We start from the raw sequence: 19,131 nt of genomic DNA on the forward strand, positions 1-19,131 counted from the left end.
ATTCTTTATAGAGATTCATTCGTGGCGATAAATATACATAATTGGATCTTAAAAATAATTTCCTATCTAATAAATAGGATTCTAATATTATAAAAATAAGATAAAGAGGTCGGCTCATCAATCAATAAATAATGTAATTTACAAAATAGTGTTTTTAAAGAACATATCTAAACTTTGTAAAAGCTGAAAGAAAAGCGAATTTAAGGAGGGATAAGTGGAATCAACATTAGGAGCTGATTTAGCGCGTTTAGTTCGATTATGGCGTGCCTTAATTGATCACCGACTCAAGCCATTAAAATTGACTCAAACTCATTGGGTAACGTTGTATAATATTAGTCAACTGCCTCCAGAACAATCTCAAATCCAGTTGGCTAAAGCAATTGGTATTGAACAACCATCATTAGTGAGAACTCTCGATCAGTTAGAAGAAAAAAAACTGATTTGTAGACATACTTGTTCAAGTGATCGCAGAGCAAAGCGTATAACGTTAACAAAAGAATCAGAACCTTTTATTTCAGAAGTTTATGCAGTTATTGAGAAGACACGTCAAGAAATATTAAGTGGTATAAAGAAGGAAGAAATAGACAACTTGATTTATCTTATTAAAAAGCTAGAGAAAAATATAATTAGATTACATGACTAATTAAATTGGGCTAATTTACAGCAATTTTATTTCTAATGGTTTTATTTGTAATAATTCTATTTATTATTTAATTTCAAAGGATTTATTATAGTTCTACTAGAGGGTAGATAAGATGATTTTATCTATGAAGTCTATTGTTGATCTTATAATAAAAGCGTTATCAATTAATAATTGATGATAAAAGACGAGTGATTTTTATCATTAATTAAAGATAGATAATGCAATGTTTGAATTAATTAATAAGTTATAAAACTGGTTATTATAAGTAAAATAATTTCTATTAATAAAACAGGCAACTAGAATGGTTGCCTGTTTTGCTTATCACACATCTCAAGTAAATAAACTTAGCGTGGAGAAACGGTGAGATTATTGCCGTTACCAATCACAGCAACACGTTGACCTTGTCTATAGGCAGTATTGTCTGCTTTTTGTACGACAACCACAGTTTTACCGCTATCTAAACGTACTTCCAATTGCACACCCTTGGTTGTGTTTAAAGCACCTTGTGCTTGTTGTCCAGCCATACCACCAGCAATAGCACCCGCTGCGGTTGCTAGGTTACGGCCTGTACCACCACCAATTGTATTACCTAATAAACCACCTAATACGGCACCACCGATAGCACCAAGAACATTTTCATCACTACCGGCTTGAATGTTTACTGCACGTACTGAAACAATGGTGCCATAAGTTACGTTTTGTGCTTGTTTAGCTTGACTTGCTGTATAAGTATCACCTGATAAAGAGCTTGTATTTACACAACCAGCCAGCGTTGTCACAGCAAAAAGACCAACAAGTAAATGCTTAAACATAATTACTCCTAATGGAAATCTGATAATAATTTTTCAGATTATATCAATTTAATTTAATATCAGTTATAGCTTATTTTTTGCATATGTCGACACTGATTTTAATCGTATACCTCTTACTATATAGTAAAGAGCGCAAGTAAACACTGAAGAGATTTCCGAAAAAAAGAATATAACATTATATGTTAAAAAGTTGCATCATCTTGATTATAAGGAAAAGGACATGAAAGCAGGGCGATACATTGGTGTGATGTCTGGTACAAGTTTAGATGGTGTTGATGTGGTGTTGGCCGCCATTAGTAATAAACTGGTTGCTCAACAAGTCAACCATTTTTTACCTTATCCTCAAACCTTGCGTCAACGCATTTTAGCCGTTTGCCAAGGCCAACCTGTGACGTTGCATGAGTTAGGCTTATTAGATGCGCAACTGGGTGAACTCTATGCAAAAGCTATTATGGAATTATTAGCGAAAGCGCGATTAAGTGCTGCTGATATCACGGCGATAGGATGTCATGGTCAAACAATTTGGCATGAGCCAGAAAGTGATATCCCGTTTACCATGCAAATTGGTGATAACAATAGAGTGGCTGCCTTGACAGGAATAACCACTGTCGGGGATTTTCGTCGTCGTGATATGGCATATGGTGGGCAAGGTGCACCATTGGTTCCTGCATTTCATCTTGCAGTATTAGGCCATCCTACAGAAAAACGCATTGTGTTAAATATTGGTGGTATTGCCAATATTTCGTTGCTATTACCTGGCGTTGCAGTGAAAGGATATGACACAGGCCCTGGCAATATGCTGTTAGACAGTTGGAACTGGGTTCATAATCAGACAGCTTATGATGATAATGGGCAATGGGCAGCAACTGGAAATGTGAATACCCAATTATTACAGGAAATGCTGGCAGATCCCTATTTTTCTCGTTCAGCGCCAAAAAGTACTGGACGAGAATATTTTAATACCCAATGGTTACATTATCATTTGGCTAAAGTACCCAATGTATTTCCAGAGGATGTACAGGCAACTTTAGTAGAGCTAACCGCTATCAGTATTGCACAGCAAGTACAACTCAATGGTGGATGTGAGCGTTTATTGGTGTGTGGTGGTGGGGCAAAAAACGGTCAAATTATGCATCGTCTTGCTAGTTTATTACCGGGTACAGAAGTCTCGTTAACGGACAAATATGGTCTTAGTGGCGATGATATGGAAGCATTAGCTTTTGCGTGGTTGGCCGCACGAACAATGGCAAATGAACCCGGCAATTTACCTTCTGTTACAGGGGCATCACGAGAAACAATTTTAGGGGCGATTTATCCTACAAATCCTCGATAAGCGTGATATGCTGAGCACAGTATCTCAAAAGAGAGAGTGAAAAATGACAGATCTGGATTTTATTGATGTTGCTGATCTTCGACGTGAATATATGAAAGGTGGATTACGCCGTCATGAATTAACCGAACAGCCATTAGTTTTATTTGAAAAATGGCTTAAGCAAGCTTGTGAAGCTCGCTTAAGTGATCCTACTGCCATGTGTGTGGCAACCGTTGATGAAAATGGACAACCTTATCAACGTATTGTGCTGTTAAAGCACTTTGATGAAAAAGGTTTAGTTTTTTATACCAACTTAGGTAGCCGTAAAGCGAGTCATTTAGAACATAACCAAAGAGTCAGTTTACTCTTCCCTTGGTATCCTTTAGAGCGACAAGTCTGTTTTTTAGGGAAAGCTGAGAAACTTTCAGCATTTGAAGTCGTAAAATATTTCCATAGCCGTCCTAAAGATAGCCAAATAGCAGCTTGGGCATCAAAACAATCTTCTCGCATTTCTGCCCGTGGGGTGCTTGAAAGTAAGTTTTTGGAGTTAAAACAAAAATTTCAACATGGAGAAGTACCTCTACCCAGTTTCTGGGGAGGATATCGAGTCACTTTTGACTCTGTTGAATTTTGGCAAGGTAGAGAAAATCGTCTACACGATCGCTTTATATACCAAAAATCACCAGAAGGATGGTCTATTGAACGTTTAGCACCTTAATTGGGCTAATAAATTTGTATCAAAAAGGCTTTTTCTACTGGTACTTAATGTAGTGGCGCTTTATGCTATACCACTTGTGTTTCACTTATATTTTAAATAGACAAAAAACAATAAACCGATGGAGTCATTGATGTCTAGCAAGAACCTAATCACACAATTGCAGGAGCGTGGGCTTATCGCTCAGGTCACGGATGAGGCAGCTTTAGTGGAGCGTTTGGAGCAAGGTCCTATCGCTCTCTATTGTGGCTTCGATCCTACCGCTGATAGCCTGCACTTGGGGCATTTGGTTCCTTTGCTGTGTTTAAAACGATTCCAACTAGCCGGGCATAAGCCTGTGGCGTTGGTGGGTGGTGCAACGGGTCTTATTGGTGATCCTAGTTTTAAAGCCACCGAGCGCAAACTGAATACCCAAGATACTGTTCACGAGTGGGTAGAAAAAATTCGTAAACAAGTGTCACCTTTCTTAGATTTCGACCGTGGTGAAAACAGTGCGGAATTAGCAAACAACTATGACTGGTTTGGTCAAATGGATGTGCTAACCTTCCTGCGTGATATCGGTAAACACTTCTCTGTGAACCAAATGATCAACAAAGAAGCGGTTAAACAGCGTTTAAACCGTGACGATGTGGGGATCTCTTTTACTGAATTCGCTTATAATCTGTTACAAGCTTATGACTTTGCGTCATTAAACAAAAACCTCGGTGTCGAGTTACAAATTGGTGGCTCAGATCAGTGGGGTAACATTACTTCGGGTATTGATCTAACTCGCCGTTTCAACCAAAAACAAGTATTTGGTATGACAGTACCTTTAATTACCAAATCTGATGGTACTAAATTTGGTAAAACAGAAGGTGGTGCTGTTTGGTTAGATCCGAAGAAAACGAGCCCATATAAATTCTACCAATTCTGGATCAATACCGCGGATGCGGATGTGTATCGCTTCTTAAAATTCTTCACTTTTATGAGCATTGAGGAGATTAATGCACTGGAAGAGGAAGATAAAAACAGCGGTCAAGCACCTCGCGCCCAACGTGTGTTAGCAGAACAAGTTATACGTTTAGTTCATGGTGAAGAAGGTTTAACTGCCGCTAAACGTATTACCGATAGCCTATTTTCAGGAGCTATTGCAGATTTAACGCAAGCTGATCTTGAACAATTAGCGCAAGATGGTATGCCAACTATTGAGTTAGAAAAAGGCAATGATTTACAACAAGCACTGGTCAATGCAGAATTAGTTCCTTCTCGTGGTCAAGCTCGTACAATGATTGGCTCTAACGCAGTATCTATTAATGGCGAAAAACAGGATAATCCTGAATACGTCTTTGAAGAAAAAGATTTCTTATTTGGTCATTATTCCATTTTACGTCGCGGTAAAAAACATTACTGCCTTGTTATCTGGAAATAATTGACAACAAAAGGGCAACAGTAGGTTGCCCTTTTTTGATAACAATAAATAAATGTGTATACCTCGCCTATGATAATAAAGCTTGGGTGTTGTGTGTATTCACAATAATCGGTTTATGTCATGAAAAATATACTCTCTATTCAATCTCATGTAGTTTTTGGTCACGCAGGTAATAGCGCTGCTGAATTTCCAATGCGCCGTATGGGGGTAAATGTTTGGCCTTTAAATACGGTTCAATTTTCCAACCACACACAATATCCAGAAAAATGGACGGGTTGTGTGATGTCGGCAGAGCATATCACTGAGATCGTTGATGGTATCGCTGCTATTGGTAAATTAGCACAGTGTGATGCGGTATTAAGTGGTTATCTTGGCTCGGCAGAGCAAGGCCGACGCATTGTTGATATTGTAAAAAAAGTCAAACAAGCTAATCCTAACGCATGGTACTTTTGTGATCCGGTTATGGGACATCCTGAAAAAGGTTGTATTGTGCCTCCAGAAGTTTCTGGCGTACTTTGTGAAGATGCCTTGCCCATCAGTGATATTATTGCACCCAACTTATTAGAACTTGAAACATTAGCTGGTGGAGCAACGCTGCATAATGTTGACCAATGTGTAAAAGCGGCCCGTCAATTATGCCAGCAAGGGCCTAAAATTGTATTAGTAAAACATTTATCACGAGCAGGCTTTCGTCATGATCGCTTTGAAATGTTACTGGTGACTGCAGATCACAGTTGGCATGTGAGCCGACCGCTGGTTGATTTTGGTGAACGTCAGCCTGTTGGTGTCGGGGATCTAACCAGTGGTTTAATGCTGGTGGATTTACTAAAAGGTGTTGAGCTAAAAACGGCATTAGAGCATGTTGCTGCTGCTGTTTATGAAGTGATGTTAAAAACTAAAGAGATGAATGAGTACGAGTTACAACTCGTCGCCGCTCAAGATCAAATGGTGCACCCAACCCATAACTTCTGTGCAACGCAGTTAGATTAATCATATTGTTAATATAAAGCGGAAGTCATTAATTTCCGCTTTTTATGTTTATTAATGAGACTCGCCTTTATAGCAATCTTACTCTTTTATTAATCCTTCCGTGACTAGTGCACTATGCACATTAGGACGTTGTGCAATACGTGCTAGATAGTCTTGTAAATGGCTTAAGTCGGTTAAATCTAGCGCCACATGAGGTGCCCATTGACTTAACGTAAACAGATACGCATCCGCCACAGTAAAGTGATCACCACAAACACATTTTTGTTTGCTTAGTACATCATTAATATAAACAAATTTACTTTTTAGTTTGTTTTTTACCACAGGGAGATAACTTTCAGGCGTATCAGATGAAAATAGAGGGCTGTAGCCTTTATGAACTTCACTGGCAAGAAAGTTTAGCCACTCAATTTGATGATAACGTTCTAATGCTTTTGGTGGGGCAATAAGATTTCTATCTGGCTTCAGATCGGCAAGATACTGCACAATAGCAACACCCTCCGTTAAAATATCACCATTATCTAATTGAAGAACCGGAACTTGCCCTTTAGGGTTGATGGCAAGAAAATCTTTCCCTGACTCTGTTTTTTTGGTGCGTAAATCAATGCGCTCAATAGAAAAGTCGAGACCCGTTTCACGTAGAACGATATGAGGAGAAAGCGAGCAACTACCCGGCGTGTAGTACAATTTCATCTTAAATAACTCCCTATCAATGAGTGGTGATACCCGTGAAGATAAGAAATATCCTCACTAACATTAGATAATAAGGCGTTATAAGAATTTAGCAAACGCAAATCTGGCAAATAAAATAGGCTTTTGTAAATCTGTGAACAGTACAACTTATTCATGAAAAAAGAAAACCTCGAAGAATTTCGAGGTTTTCAGAAAGAATGTAATGAAATAAAGGGAAATTATTTCAACTCTAATTCATTCATTGCTGCAATGCTAAAACCACCGTCTACGTGAATGATTTCACCGGTGATCCCGCCAGATAAGTCAGAGCATAAGAAAGCTGCAGTATTACCCACATCTTCAGTAGTGACTGTGCGACGTAAAGGGGTGACAGATTCGCAATGGCTTAACATTTTACGGAAATCTTTGATACCAGATGCTGCTAAGGTACGAATTGGACCTGCAGAGATACCGTTAACACGAATACCTTCAGGACCCATAGCATTTGCCATATAACGTACGTTTGCTTCTAGAGAAGCTTTAGCTAACCCCATAACATTATAGTTAGGAATTGCACGCTCAGCACCGAGGTAAGTCAGCGTTAATAATGCAGAGTTTGGATTTAACATTGCACGGCTTGCTTTTGCCATTGCAACAAAGCTATATGCACTGATGTCATGGGCAATTTTAAAGCCTTCACGAGTGACAGCGTTAACATAGTCGCCATCTAATTGGTCAGCAGGTGCGAAACCGATAGAGTGAACAAAACCATCATATTTAGGCCAAACTTTTGCTAGCTCTGCATACATTGCGTCAATGCTTTCATCTTTTGACACATCACACTCTAATACGATGTTAGAATTTAATGAGGCTGCAAACTCTTCAACGCGAGGTTTGAGTTTTTCATTCTGATAAGTAAAAGCCAGTTCAGCGCCTTGATCATGCATGGCTTTGGCAATACCATAAGCAATTGATAATTTGCTCGCAACACCAGTAATCAGAATGCGTTTGCCGGTCATAAAGCCCATAGCTGTATCCTTGTTTGTTCGTAAATTGCGATAATAACATCATGCAGAATTTTATTTATCTGTTAGGTTATCACGCTTATTGTTAATAAATCGTGGCTGATTCTACCACGACATTTGTAAATTTGTTTAATTTCCCTTGCACCTCCGAGGAGTTGAAGGAAAAGGGTGAAATAATAAACAATTAATATGATGTTAATGCTGTTTAATATTAAGGTAAATCTTGTCGCCAAGCTTCTGCCGTAAGTGCTTCCCCAAAATGACTAGCCACTAATCGACGTGTCACTTCATGTAAAGGTGATGCTAATACCTCAGCGGTGTTACCACGCTCGACCACTTCACCATTATCCATCACCATGACTTTATCACTAATATGCTTAGTCATTCCTAAATTTTGTGTCACATAGATATAGGCAATTTCATGTGTCTCTTGTAGCTCTAACATCAAATTAATAATTTGTGAACGTAAAGACATATCTAAAGAGGCAATAGCTTCATCCGCTATAATCACCTGTGGCTGTAAAATAAGAGCACGAGCTAAGGCGATCCGCTGGCGTTGTCCTGAGGCAAACATATGTGGATAGTAATTAGCATGTTCTGGTAATAGTCCCACTTGCCGCAAAGTTTGATAAATGCGTTTTTCTCGCTCTATGCCACTAAGTTCGGTATTAAGTCGTAATGGTAAATCTAATGTTTGCCCAATACGCTGACGTGGATTGAGTGAGTTTGTGGGATCTTGAAATATCATCCGAATGCGTTGACTACGATAAGAGTAATCGCCAAAACTTAATTGATGACCGTTTATAAAAATATCACCACCCGTTGGCTCTGTAACGCCGGATAACATTCTAGCTAATGTTGATTTACCTGAACCATTAGCGCCAATAATCGCCAGTGTTTGCTTCGGTTCAAGAGTGAAACTCACCGGTTTTACCGCTTTCAACTGCTGGCGATGGAATAATCCTGTACGGTAACGAAATGTTTTTGATAAGTTTTTGACTTCAAGTAATTTATCGAACATCTGTCGTCTCCACATTTAATGGGAAATGACAAGCCACCGCATGATTTTTAAATGCACGTAATCGAGGTGCTTCAATACATTGACGTTGTGCATAAGGACAACGAGGGCCTAAACGGCACCCAACAGGTAGGTGCTCTAAAGAGGGGATCGCACCGGGTAGCGTATTTAAACGGCTTTTATGAGGCAAAGAGTTAGTAAAATCAGGAATAGAGCGGATAAGGGCTTGTGTATAAGGATGATAGGGGGTAACCAATAGTTCTTCAGGTATGGCGGTTTCCACTGTCTGACCACAATACATGACCGTAATTTTACTGGCTAATTTACTCATCCACTGCAAATCATGGCTAATTAATAAAATAGTCATATTATTATTTTGATTTAAACGGGTGAGTAAACGAAATATTTGTGTTTGTGTTGCCGGCTCCATCGCATTAGTTGGTTCATCGGCAATCAGTAAACGGGGTTGGTTAGCAATGGCAATGGCTATCATCACTTTTTGGCATTCACCCTCGGTTAACTCATAAGGATAGCTGCGCATGATATCTTTATGATCTTTAATACCAACCCGATGAAGTAACTCAATTGCACGGCGTTTTCGCCAATGAAAACGTTGCCACCAGTGGCCTTTAAATGTCCAACCAGGGATTGCTTGAATAAGCTGGTGTTCAATTTTGGTCGCCGGATCAAGACAAGATTGAGGCTCTTGGAAAATCATCGACACATTATGACCAATCACCCGACGACGTGCTCTTGGTGACAATTTAAGTAAATCAATATCATCGAACCGAAAGCGATCCGCAGTCACTTTAATATTATCTTTAGTCACGCCACAAATTGCCTTAGCGATCAAACTTTTTCCGGAGCCAGATTCACCGACTAAACCTCTTACTTCTCCCTCACTGAGGGTAATGGAAACGCGATCTACCGCTTTTACTGGGCCATCGGGCGTCATAAATTCAATAGTTAGGTTGCGTATGTCTAATAACGGCATTATTCCACCCCCTCATTAATGGCACGTTGTAAGCCATCCCCTAATAAATTGACAAGTAATACACTGATCATAATGGTGGCTCCGGGGATAAGGACTGTCCAAGGTGCAGCATAGATTAACTCTAGGGAATCGCCGAGCATCGCCCCCCATTCAGGGGAAGGTAATTGAGCGCCTAAATTCAGAAAACCTAATGCCGTGATATCTAATATTGCGATAGAAAAAGCCCGAGTTAATTCAGAAACCAATACTGGGGTAATATTCGGCAATACGGTATACCATAAAATAGAGATATTTGATGCACCATCAAGACGTGAGGCAATAACGTACTCTTTATTTAATTCATCATTTACCGCTGAATAGATCATTCTCACTAAGCGGGGGAGTAGTGCTAGCCAAATTGCTATCATGGCGTGCTCTAAACTTGCCCCCACAAAAGCGACCACAATAATGGCTAATAAGAGTGATGGAATGGATAACAGTGTATCTAAAATATGATTTAACACTGCGGATTTTAGGCCATGGGTCATTCCTGCAAGGCAACCCATAATTAACCCCATCAGTGTCGCCGCAAAGGTGACAATAAAAGCGCCACCAAAGGTCATACTCGTACCAATTAAAATACGGCTAAAGACATCGCGCCCTAAATCATCAGTACCAAAAAAGAAGGTGACATTACCGTTTTGATACCAAGAAGGCGGTGTTAATTGATGACCGAAGAATTGTTGGTCGAGTGCATAAGGCGCAATATAAGGACCAACAATACTTAATATTAACAGAAAGATAACACCATAAAAGCCCACCATGGAGAGAATATCTTTAGAAAAACATTGCCAAATCACCGCGGCAGGTGATGGTGTTTTTTTCTCTTTATAAAACTGGCTATCTAAAGGCATATCCCACCTTGTGTTTCATTGGATTACTCATCGCACCGACAATATCTGATAACACATTGACGATGATAACCATTGAACCAACAACCATAACACCGGCTGAAATAGCCGAATAGTCTTGTTGGCGAATGGCCGTTACTAGCCAACGGCCTAATCCTGGCCAGTTAAAAACAATTTCGGTCACCATCGTCAGTGTTAACATGGTAGAAAACTGTAAGCCTAATTTGGGAATAATAGGGGGTAATGCATTATGTAGAATATGACGGCGAATAATAGTAAAGCGCGATAAGCCACGGGTTGCCGCTGCTTTCACATAATTCTCAACCATGATCTCTTCTGTACTATTACGCATCAACCTAATGACTTCCGTAGTAGGAGCAATAGCTAGTGTAGTCACGGGTAGAATTAAATGTTGTAAAACGTTTATGATCATCTGTTGACGATAAGGCGAATCCGATAGCCAAGCATCAACGACTGCGATCCCCGTTATAGGCTGTAAGTTATACAGTAAATCAATACGGCCTGAAACAGGTAGCCAACCTAGCTTTAATGAAAAGAAAAGCGTCAGTAATAATGCAAGACCAAAGACCGGAACTGAAAAGCCCAAAAGTGCGAGATGACTAATAAAAGTATCTGCAGGTTTATTGCGCCATACACCTGCGATGATCCCTGCAGGAATGCCGATAAGCAGGGCAAAGATAAATGCCAATGCACATAACTCCATAGTGGCAGGAAATGCTTCAATAAGTTGTGCTTTAATGGGTTCGCCATTAATTGAAGAAATTCCAAAATCAAAATGGAACATATTGTGGGTATAAAAAAAGTAGGCATCAAATAAAGAAGCACCACTTAACGGTCCATTGGGTGTGTAATAGCTGAGACTAAAGCTCACCAGTGACAAGAAAAAGAGCGTCACAATTAATAACAGTAAGCGACGTATCGAGTAGATAATCATGGGTTTGTTGTAGCCTCTTGGTTGTGACTATCCTCATCAACTTCTGCTTCGCGATACACACCGGCAAAAGAAGCGTTACCAAATGTACTTAATACAAGTCCTTTAATATCATAACGATAAGCCTGCATACGTAAAGAATTAGCTAATGGTAAAACCGGTAGCTCTTGCGCTAAAATATCTTGTGCTTGGTGATAATAGTCTATACGAGAGGCCAGTTGTTGGCTATAAAGCGCCTGTTGTAGCACATTATCAAATGCCGGTGAGCACCAATGACTTAAATTGGTTTGCGAACTAATAGCCGCACAACTAAATAATGGGCGGAAAAAACTATCGGGGTCGTTACTGTCCGTTGACCATCCTGATAAAGTCATATCATGAGTTCTATCCATCAAACTGGTTTCTTGATAGCGACCTTCTATAGGCCGAATATTCATTTGAATACCTACTTGGGCTAAATCAGCTTGAATTAACTCAGCCATTTTTAACGGGCTGGGATTATAAGATTGCGGAGCGCTGGGAACCCAAAGATTTAATTTAAGTCCTTCAAGTCCTAACTCTTTTAATATTTGCTTCGATTTTTCAGGGTTATATTCGGTAATTTTAGCGCGATTATCATAAGCCCAAGAGGCACGAGGCAAAACCGATGCGGCTGTTTCAGCCGTACCGTAATAAATAGATCCCATTAGTCGTTCATTATTAATCGCATAAGCGATGGCTTGACGCACTTTTAGATCGTTAAACGGTGGCTTATTAGTATTAAACGCAAGATAAGCAATATTCATTCCTGAACGTAATGTAAGGCGTAAACGAGGATCATCACGTAAGACCTTTAATTGGCTTGCCGCAGGATAGGCCAAAACATCACACTCTCCCGTTAAGAGTTTAGATATACGTCCAGTACCGCCTGCACCCGTGTCTATAACCACTTGTTGCATTTTGGGCTGACCTTTCCAGTATTGCTCATTTCTCAGTAATCGAACAAATTGGCCTGGCTGAAATTCATCAAGGTAAAAAGGCCCTGAGCCTACAGGTTTCCAATCAAGTTGCGATTGATTACCCGATTTTTCAAGGTTACTGGCATATTCTTCTGAAAGGATAGGCGCATAATGGGTTGCTAAATGCCATAAAAAAGAAGCATCAGGAGATTTTAGATTAAATTCAACGGTGTATTTGCCTAACTTTTTAATTGATTTGATATTATCCGCCAAACTTAAACTATCAAAATAGGGGTATTTACCACCATTAACTTGATTATAAGGATTATTGGCAGAAAACATGCGCTCAAAACTAAAGATAACATCGTCTGCGGTGAGTTTACGTGTAGGCGTAAACCAAGGTGTTGTCTGGAATGACACATTTTTACGCAAATAAAAGCGATAAGTTGCGCCATTATCGAGAGACTCCCAACGTGCGGCAATTTCAGGGATCAAACGATAGGTATAAGGGTCAACATCTAAAAGACGATCGTAAAGTTGCGCGGCTAGGGGATCAATAATTAATCCACTGCTCGAAAGTTGAGGATTAAAGGTATTTACACTGCCATCAACACAATAGACAAAGCCATTTTGATGAATGTTTGTAGGCTCTTGCGCGACAGATAGCTCTGTAGCTTTGGTAGCTATCTCTGCCATACAAGTCATACTTATTGAAGCCAGTAGCATAGTACTAATAAGTAAAATAGGGCGCATAATTATGTCTTTTAGATAAACGATTTGGCTATTGTAACTTAAAAAACTGGCTAGCCCAAAATTGTCAAAAAAAACAAATTGAGAAAAATTCTCAATAAAAAGCTTTACAAACGCTAATGATAAAGATTATCATCCGTATTGTCCTTTGGCGATAGAGGTTTTTCGCACAAGGGCACGACATTGCTCACATTGCTTCCAGTATTATTTTACTAGCCAGCTCGGGTGCTGGCTTTTTTTTTGTCTGTATTTCATTCTGTCTTTGCTCATCTTATTTACAAAACTAGACCGACAATTTTATGTGATGTTTTTTTATTAATCCGCGTAATTGATCATAGCTCAATGCTAATTTTTCTGCCGCCATCTTCTGGTTATAACGACTCTCTTTCAATGCTTGCTCTAGTAAGTTTTTTTCTGTGCTATGTTGCCACTGGCGTAAATCTAGCGGTAATGGCGGTAATGAAAAGATCATCTCCTTTTGAGGCTGAGGTTGCTCAGCTATGGTTGAAGACGAAAAGCGCGCAAAAGGGTCGATAATAATATTATCTAGTTCACGCTCACTGGTGCCATGGCGATAAACAGAACGTTCAACCACATTTTTTAGTTCGCGAATATTCCCCGGCCAACGGTAATCTAAAAGAATTTGGCGGGCATTGTCACTAAAACCGGGGAAAAAGGGCAACCCTAACTCTTGGCACATAGCAATCGCAAAATTTTCAGCCAGTAGCATAATATCGGCTTTACGCTCTCTTAAAGGGGGCAGGCGAATTACGTCAAAGGCCAATCTATCCAGTAAATCAGCACGAAATTTACCTTCGTCCGCCATTGCCGGTAGATCTGCGTTAGTGGCACAGATAAGGCGCACATCGACATGCAACGATTGACTACCTCCCACTCGTTCTAAATGGCCATACTCAATAACGCGTAGCAACTTTTCTTGCACCAGCATCGGTGCAGTGGCTAGCTCATCAAGAAAAAGAGAGCCGCCATCGGCACGCTCAAAACGTCCTTGATGGCGGTTTTTCGCTCCGGTAAATGCCCCCGCTTCATGACCAAACAGCTCTGAATCAAGCAAATTATCGTTTAATGCCGAACAGTTAATGGAAATAAATGGTCCTTGCCACCAAGGTGATAAATAGTGTAATCGATGGGCGATAAGCTCTTTACCTGTACCACGTTCACCAATAATCAACACCGGTTTTTTGAGTTGAGCGAGGGCTGAGGTTTGTTCTAAAACATCGATAAAATGACTATCAACACCAATTATTGTCTCTAAATTCTCTTGCATTGGTTAAAATCACCATATTGAGGTATTTCTCACCAGTCTATCAGTAGTGTAAAAAATAGGCGAGGAAAAATAAAATGTTATTTATTAATGTGTTAAGTTATTTTGAAAAGTTGGCACGCAAATTGTATTAACTATAGCAACTGGGCGTTATTGTTAATAACGCTATTTAATCAACACTCAAGGCTATTATTTATCATAGCTATTAAGGATAACATCATGGGTATATTTTCACGTTTTGCTGATATTATTAATGCCAACATCGCTTCTTTGCTGGATAAAGCAGAAGATCCTGAAAAAATGATCCGCTTAATGATCCAAGAAATGGAAGACATGTTAGTTGAGATCAGAACAACCTCTGCACGCACGCTAGCAGAGAAAAAAAGCTTAGAGCGTCGTATTGAGCAAGCAGAAAAACAAATTAAAGATTGGCAAGATAAAGCGGAACTCGCGCTGATTAAAGATAAAGAAGATTTAGCACGTGCGGCGTTAATTGAAAAACAACGTATTGCTTCAATGTGCGATACCTTAAAACACGAACTAATTATCATTGATGAAACATTAGATCGCCTCAAAGGTGAAATCAGTGAATTAGAAAATAAACTGACAGAAACGCGTGCTAAACAGCAATCATTAGTGGTTCGCCACCAAGCTGCAAACTCTTCACGTCAGGTTCGTCGTCAATTAGATAGCGGTAAAATGGATGCGGCAATGGCGCGCTTTGAACAATTTGAGCGTCGAATTGATCATATGGAAGGTGAAGCGCAAAGCTATGGATTAGGTAAAGAAAAATCATTAGAACAACAGTTTGCTGAGCTGAAAGCCGATGATGAAATTAGCGCGCAATTAGCGGCATTAAAAGCTAAAATCAATACTAATAAAGAGTAACAGCAAGCGTAATAACCATCTTATAAAGGATATGTAATGGGCTATATATTTCTGGGAATACCACTGACAATTTTTGTGTTATTTATTCTTCCTATTTGGTTATGGTTGCACTATAACAGCCAAAAAGGGGGAGGGAAGGTTCAGTTAACCCAACAAGAAATGCAGCGACTGAGCGCGCTGGTGGATAAAGCTCAGCAAATGCAGGAACGCATTAAGACATTAGAAGATATTCTTGATGCAGAACATCCTAACTGGAGGCAATCATAATGACGATGCAGAGCAAATCATTGTATCGCTTGCCACAAGAAGGCATGATCCGTGGCGTATGTGCTGGGCTTGCCCATTATTTTAATATTCCTGTGCTATTAGTCAGGGTTATTGCGGTGATTGCACTCTTTGCTGGTTTTTTTGGCTTAACCATTGTTGTTTATCTTGTTTTAAGTTTCTTTATGGAGCCTGCACCTGATAATTATAACCAACATCAGGAACAGCAAGAGGATTTAAAAGCTATTTTAAAAGAAGTGGATAGTCAATTAACAAAAGGTGAAAAACGTTTACAACAAATGGAACGTTATATTACTTCTTCGACTTATCAGCTCAATAAACGCTTTCAAGATTTATAATTTTCTTGCCACTTAATCTAATATGACGCTCCAATACTAGGAGCGTCTTTATTTGGATATAAACCATTTGCTTATTAAGGAGGAATGATGAATTCCACTTTGATACCGACAACCGTTAAAACAAATAAACTCACTAAATGGGCGAAAAAAGGGGTAACATTTGCTTTAATGTTATTAACTTTATTTGGGCCAGCCGCAATAACCGGCGGTATATTAAAACGTGTGAGTTATAAACCGTTACGTTGGTTGGTTCTATTGATAGCTGAGCCTATGATAAAAATGGGGCTAGATAAGTTATCGCGTCACGTGTCTTGGGAGAAACATGAAACGCTTACAAAATGAACTAACTGCACTGATTAATCGAGGCGTAGATAGGCATTTACGCCTCGCTGTTACAGGGTTAAGCCGCAGTGGTAAAACAGCCTTTATTACCTCTTTAGTCAATCAACTCACCAATGTACATAGTGGGGCGCGTTTACCTTTATTTTCTGCGGCACGCAACCAACAGTTATTAGGGGTTAAACGTATACCGCAACATAACTTAAGTATTCCACGCTTTACTTATGATGAAGCTATGGAGTCACTTTACCATACGCCACCCAGCTGGCCTGTACCTACTAAAGGTGTCAGTGAAATACGTTTGCAATTACGCTATCGCTCTCATGAGTCTTTAACGCGTTTTATAAAAGAGACTTCATCGCTCTATTTAGAAATTGTTGATTATCCCGGTGAATGGTTACTTGATTTACCTATGCTTGAGCAAGACTATTTTGAATGGTCTGAGCAGATGAATAGAGTTAATCAACAACGAACGGCACCTGTGCAACAGTGGCAGTCGTTAATAAAAAAATGTGATCCCTTTGCCCCTGCTGATGAAACGCTGTTAGCCGAGATCGCCGCAGCTTATACTGAATACTTATTAGCCTGTAAAAAACAGGGACTACATTTTATTCAACCGGGACGCTTTGTTTTACCGGGGGAATTATCCGGCGCGCCTGTTTTACAATTTTTCCCTTGGGCTGACTTAACGCAATACGATAGTGCTAAATTAAAAAATGCCGATAAAAAAACCAATATTGGTATGTTAAAAAAGCGCTATGAATATTATGGTCAACATATTGTAAAAGGATTTTATCGCGACCATTTTCAAGGGTTTGACAGACAAATTGTCTTAGTCGATTGCCTACAACCCCTAAATCAAGGTGCGGATGTTTTTAATGATATGAGACAAGCGCTCACACAATTAATGCGCAGCTTTCATTATGGCAAACGAACCTTATTAAGACGTTTATTCTCCCCCTGTATTGATAAACTGCTATTTGCAGCCACTAAGGCTGACCATATCACGCCAGATCAGCATGAAAATTTAGTCTCTTTGTTACAGCAACTTATTCAAGATGCGAAACAGAATGCTATTTTTGAAGGAATAAGCATTGATTGTATGGGGCTTGCTTCTATTGCTGCGACAGAAAGTGGCATTGTCGATCATCATGGTGAAAAAATCCCAGCCGTAAAAGGCTACCGACTAACGGATAATCAGCCGCTCGTTTATTTTCCAGGAGAAGTTCCTAAGAGATTGCCTGAAAAGGCATTTTGGCAAAAGCAAGGATTTAGTTTTGAATCTTTCCGGCCTCAACAAATATCGAGAGACAGTGCCGTTCCCCATATTCGTATGGATAGTGCCTTGGAGTTTTTATTAGGGGATAAACTAAAATGAATGAGCCATTAAAATCACGTATTGATTTTAAACAATCAACCTTACAAAACGAAGAAATCAGCTTAAAAAAAGGGCTTGATTTCAATCAAGATGAACAATTTGTTCCCTACAATCCGCAATTAGAGGCACAGGAAAATGAAGGGCGTTTAGAAGGTGAGATCCAATCGGCCCTAAAGCCTAGAAAAAGTTTATGGAAACGCTTAATAACAGTGGCGAGTACTATTTTAGGTGTTAGTGTTATTGCTCAAGCGGGACAGTGGATCTATCAATCATGGATAAATTCTGATTGGATTGCTTTAGGTGCAGCCAGTGCGGGAGGATTAATTGTTATTGCGGGTATGGGATCGGTAATTACTGAGTGGCGTCGTATTTATCGTTTACGCCAACGGGCTGACGAGCGTGATAAGGCGAGAGAATTACTCTATAGTCATGCAATAGGGAATGGTCGCCCTTTTTGTGAAGATTTAGCCAAACAAGCAGGTATTAATTCACAACATCCTGCTTATATTCGTTGGCAAAGTACATTACATGATACGCATAACGATAGAGAAATTTTAGAATTATATAGCCAATTAGTACAACCGATTTTAGATAAGCAAGCACGGGCTGAAATTAGTCGTTCTGCAGCGGAATCAACCCTTATGATTGCAGTAAGTCCATTAGCAATGGTGGATATGGCGTTTATTGGTTGGAGAAATATTAGGCTAATTAATCGTATTGCACAAATATATGGTATTGAACTTGGTTACTATAGCCGACTAAAGCTATTTCGCTTGGTACTCGTCAATATTGCGTTTGCTGGGGCGACTGAATTAGTGAGAGAAGTGGGAATGGATTGGCTTTCACAAGATTTGGCTGCTCGGTTATCCACGCGTGCTGCTCAAGGTATTGGCGCTGGATTATTAACTGCCCGATTGGGAATTAAAGCAATGGAGTTATGCCGTCCATTACCCTGGATTGATAATAAGCCTAAATTGAGTGACTTTAGAAAAGAGCTTATCGGTCAATTAAAAAATACATTAGGTAATAAGAAGAAAGAGTGAGTTACCTATCAATATATTCTTTAATTCAATATAAATTGAATAGCCTCAACAATAAGTATTATTGTTGAGGTTTTTTTATCGCTAAATTAATTGTTAGTGTATATAAAAGTGATGTGTGCATGAGTGCAAGGGAATAATTTATTTCTATCAAAAAATATACATTTTATTGTTGTAAAGTTAGTTGGTATTACATTGGTAAAAAAATAGTTATAAGTAAAGATTAATAGCTTTAAGATGCTTGGTTAACTCATTGTATTTATTTGTTTTTGTTTCTTTTTTAACATTTAGCTAACGTTTTTTTCTTTTTTTGATAGTAAAGCTTATTTACTTTAGTATGATAAATAGCGTCAACATAATATAAATGTATAACTGCGATGATGTTTAATATTAAATTATTAGCTGGTTAGTATTTTATATAATAGTGTTTTTATATTAGTTTATATCTAAAGTACGAGGAAA

The 19,131-nt window shown here is 39.2% G+C and carries 20 protein-coding genes; 11 read left to right on the forward strand and 9 right to left on the reverse strand.

Annotation, left to right across the window (positions count from 1 at the left end; genetic code table 11):
* The first annotated feature begins 214 nt into the window (after positions 1 to 214).
* Positions 215 to 643 carry a transcriptional regulator SlyA gene (gene slyA / locus AACU98_RS01390; protein ID WP_004243123.1) on the forward strand — a complete coding sequence of 143 codons (429 nt, stop codon included), beginning with the start codon at positions 215 to 217 and terminating at the stop codon, positions 641 to 643.
* A 344-nt stretch (positions 644 to 987) separates the two neighbouring features.
* Here slyA and AACU98_RS01395 read toward each other — a convergent pair whose 3' ends face one another.
* Positions 988 to 1,455 (reverse strand): outer membrane lipoprotein, encoded by a 468-nt coding sequence (locus AACU98_RS01395; RefSeq protein WP_004243121.1) that lies wholly within the window; start codon positions 1,453 to 1,455, stop codon positions 988 to 990.
* A gap of 220 nt (positions 1,456 to 1,675) precedes the next feature.
* On the opposite strand from AACU98_RS01395, the gene anmK reads away from it, so the two are divergent.
* The 4 genes from anmK to pdxY all read left to right on the forward strand — a co-directional run bounded on the left by anmK (position 1,676) and on the right by pdxY (position 5,880).
* On the forward strand, positions 1,676 to 2,788 hold the full coding sequence (gene anmK / locus AACU98_RS01400; protein WP_049196267.1) for an anhydro-N-acetylmuramic acid kinase: 1,113 nt from the start codon (positions 1,676 to 1,678) through the stop codon (positions 2,786 to 2,788).
* A 43-nt stretch (positions 2,789 to 2,831) separates the two neighbouring features.
* Positions 2,832 to 3,485 (forward strand): pyridoxamine 5'-phosphate oxidase, encoded by a 654-nt coding sequence (pdxH, locus tag AACU98_RS01405; protein ID WP_004243118.1) that lies wholly within the window; start codon positions 2,832 to 2,834, stop codon positions 3,483 to 3,485.
* 130 nt (positions 3,486 to 3,615) lie between these two features.
* Positions 3,616 to 4,890 carry a tyrosine--tRNA ligase gene (gene tyrS / locus AACU98_RS01410; RefSeq protein WP_161734685.1) on the forward strand — a complete coding sequence of 425 codons (1,275 nt, stop codon included), beginning with the start codon at positions 3,616 to 3,618 and terminating at the stop codon, positions 4,888 to 4,890.
* Between the two features lie 120 nt (positions 4,891 to 5,010).
* Positions 5,011 to 5,880 (forward strand): pyridoxal kinase PdxY, encoded by an 870-nt coding sequence (gene pdxY, locus AACU98_RS01415; RefSeq protein ID WP_004248153.1) that lies wholly within the window; start codon positions 5,011 to 5,013, stop codon positions 5,878 to 5,880.
* Positions 5,881 to 5,958: 78 nt separating this feature from the next.
* Here pdxY and gstA read toward each other — a convergent pair whose 3' ends face one another.
* From gstA to pspF, 8 genes are all read right to left on the reverse strand, one after another.
* Positions 5,959 to 6,570, reverse strand: coding sequence for a glutathione transferase GstA (gene gstA / locus AACU98_RS01420; RefSeq protein WP_004248152.1), 612 nt, complete (start codon positions 6,568 to 6,570; stop codon positions 5,959 to 5,961).
* 218 nt (positions 6,571 to 6,788) lie between these two features.
* Positions 6,789 to 7,577, reverse strand: coding sequence for an enoyl-ACP reductase FabI (gene fabI, locus AACU98_RS01425; RefSeq protein ID WP_004243111.1), 789 nt, complete (start codon positions 7,575 to 7,577; stop codon positions 6,789 to 6,791).
* 208 nt (positions 7,578 to 7,785) lie between these two features.
* Positions 7,786 to 8,595: a putrescine export ABC transporter ATP-binding protein SapF gene (sapF, locus tag AACU98_RS01430; protein WP_004243110.1), complete on the reverse strand. Its 810-nt coding sequence runs from the start codon at positions 8,593 to 8,595 to the stop codon at positions 7,786 to 7,788.
* Positions 8,585 to 9,586 (reverse strand): putrescine export ABC transporter ATP-binding protein SapD, encoded by a 1,002-nt coding sequence (gene sapD, locus AACU98_RS01435; RefSeq protein ID WP_004248150.1) that lies wholly within the window; start codon positions 9,584 to 9,586, stop codon positions 8,585 to 8,587. The genes sapF and sapD overlap by 11 nt, the downstream gene beginning before the upstream one ends.
* Positions 9,586 to 10,479 carry a putrescine export ABC transporter permease SapC gene (gene sapC, locus AACU98_RS01440; protein ID WP_004243108.1) on the reverse strand — a complete coding sequence of 298 codons (894 nt, stop codon included), beginning with the start codon at positions 10,477 to 10,479 and terminating at the stop codon, positions 9,586 to 9,588. The genes sapD and sapC overlap by 1 nt, the downstream gene beginning before the upstream one ends.
* Positions 10,466 to 11,431 (reverse strand): putrescine export ABC transporter permease SapB, encoded by a 966-nt coding sequence (gene sapB, locus AACU98_RS01445; RefSeq protein ID WP_017628082.1) that lies wholly within the window; start codon positions 11,429 to 11,431, stop codon positions 10,466 to 10,468. The genes sapC and sapB overlap by 14 nt, the downstream gene beginning before the upstream one ends.
* The gene (gene sapA / locus AACU98_RS01450; protein WP_004243105.1) at positions 11,428 to 13,119 is read right to left on the reverse strand and encodes an ABC transporter substrate-binding protein SapA; all 1,692 of its coding nucleotides are present in this window, start codon (positions 13,117 to 13,119) and stop codon (positions 11,428 to 11,430) included. Before sapA ends, sapB begins: the two co-directional genes overlap by 4 nt.
* A 280-nt stretch (positions 13,120 to 13,399) precedes the next feature.
* Positions 13,400 to 14,404, reverse strand: a complete 1,005-nt coding sequence (gene pspF / locus AACU98_RS01455) for a phage shock protein operon transcriptional activator (RefSeq protein ID WP_004248148.1) — start codon at positions 14,402 to 14,404, stop codon at positions 13,400 to 13,402.
* 216 nt (positions 14,405 to 14,620) lie between these two features.
* Between pspF and pspA the strand changes: the two genes are divergently transcribed.
* The 6 genes from pspA to AACU98_RS01485 all read left to right on the forward strand — a co-directional run bounded on the left by pspA (position 14,621) and on the right by AACU98_RS01485 (position 18,672).
* Positions 14,621 to 15,289 carry a phage shock protein PspA gene (gene pspA, locus AACU98_RS01460; protein ID WP_004243102.1) on the forward strand — a complete coding sequence of 223 codons (669 nt, stop codon included), beginning with the start codon at positions 14,621 to 14,623 and terminating at the stop codon, positions 15,287 to 15,289.
* A gap of 36 nt (positions 15,290 to 15,325) precedes the next feature.
* Positions 15,326 to 15,556 (forward strand): envelope stress response membrane protein PspB, encoded by a 231-nt coding sequence (gene pspB, locus AACU98_RS01465; protein WP_004243100.1) that lies wholly within the window; start codon positions 15,326 to 15,328, stop codon positions 15,554 to 15,556.
* Entirely contained in the window at positions 15,556 to 15,912 is a 357-nt protein-coding gene (gene pspC, locus AACU98_RS01470; RefSeq protein ID WP_004243099.1) for an envelope stress response membrane protein PspC, read from the forward strand. The genes pspB and pspC overlap by 1 nt, the downstream gene beginning before the upstream one ends.
* Positions 15,913 to 15,996: 84 nt before the next feature.
* Positions 15,997 to 16,254 (forward strand): phage shock protein PspD, encoded by a 258-nt coding sequence (gene pspD / locus AACU98_RS01475; protein WP_004243098.1) that lies wholly within the window; start codon positions 15,997 to 15,999, stop codon positions 16,252 to 16,254.
* The gene (locus AACU98_RS01480; protein WP_004243096.1) at positions 16,235 to 17,629 is read left to right on the forward strand and encodes a YcjX family protein; all 1,395 of its coding nucleotides are present in this window, start codon (positions 16,235 to 16,237) and stop codon (positions 17,627 to 17,629) included. The genes pspD and AACU98_RS01480 overlap by 20 nt, the downstream gene beginning before the upstream one ends.
* Complete coding sequence (locus AACU98_RS01485) at positions 17,626 to 18,672, forward strand: YcjF family protein (protein ID WP_004243095.1); 1,047 nt, start codon at positions 17,626 to 17,628, stop codon at positions 18,670 to 18,672. The genes AACU98_RS01480 and AACU98_RS01485 overlap by 4 nt, the downstream gene beginning before the upstream one ends.
* The last annotated feature ends 459 nt before the right edge of the window (positions 18,673 to 19,131 follow it).

The sequence above is a fragment of the Proteus sp. G4380 genome (assembly GCF_963885725.1).
Lineage (GTDB): Bacteria > Pseudomonadota > Gammaproteobacteria > Enterobacterales > Enterobacteriaceae > Proteus > Proteus mirabilis.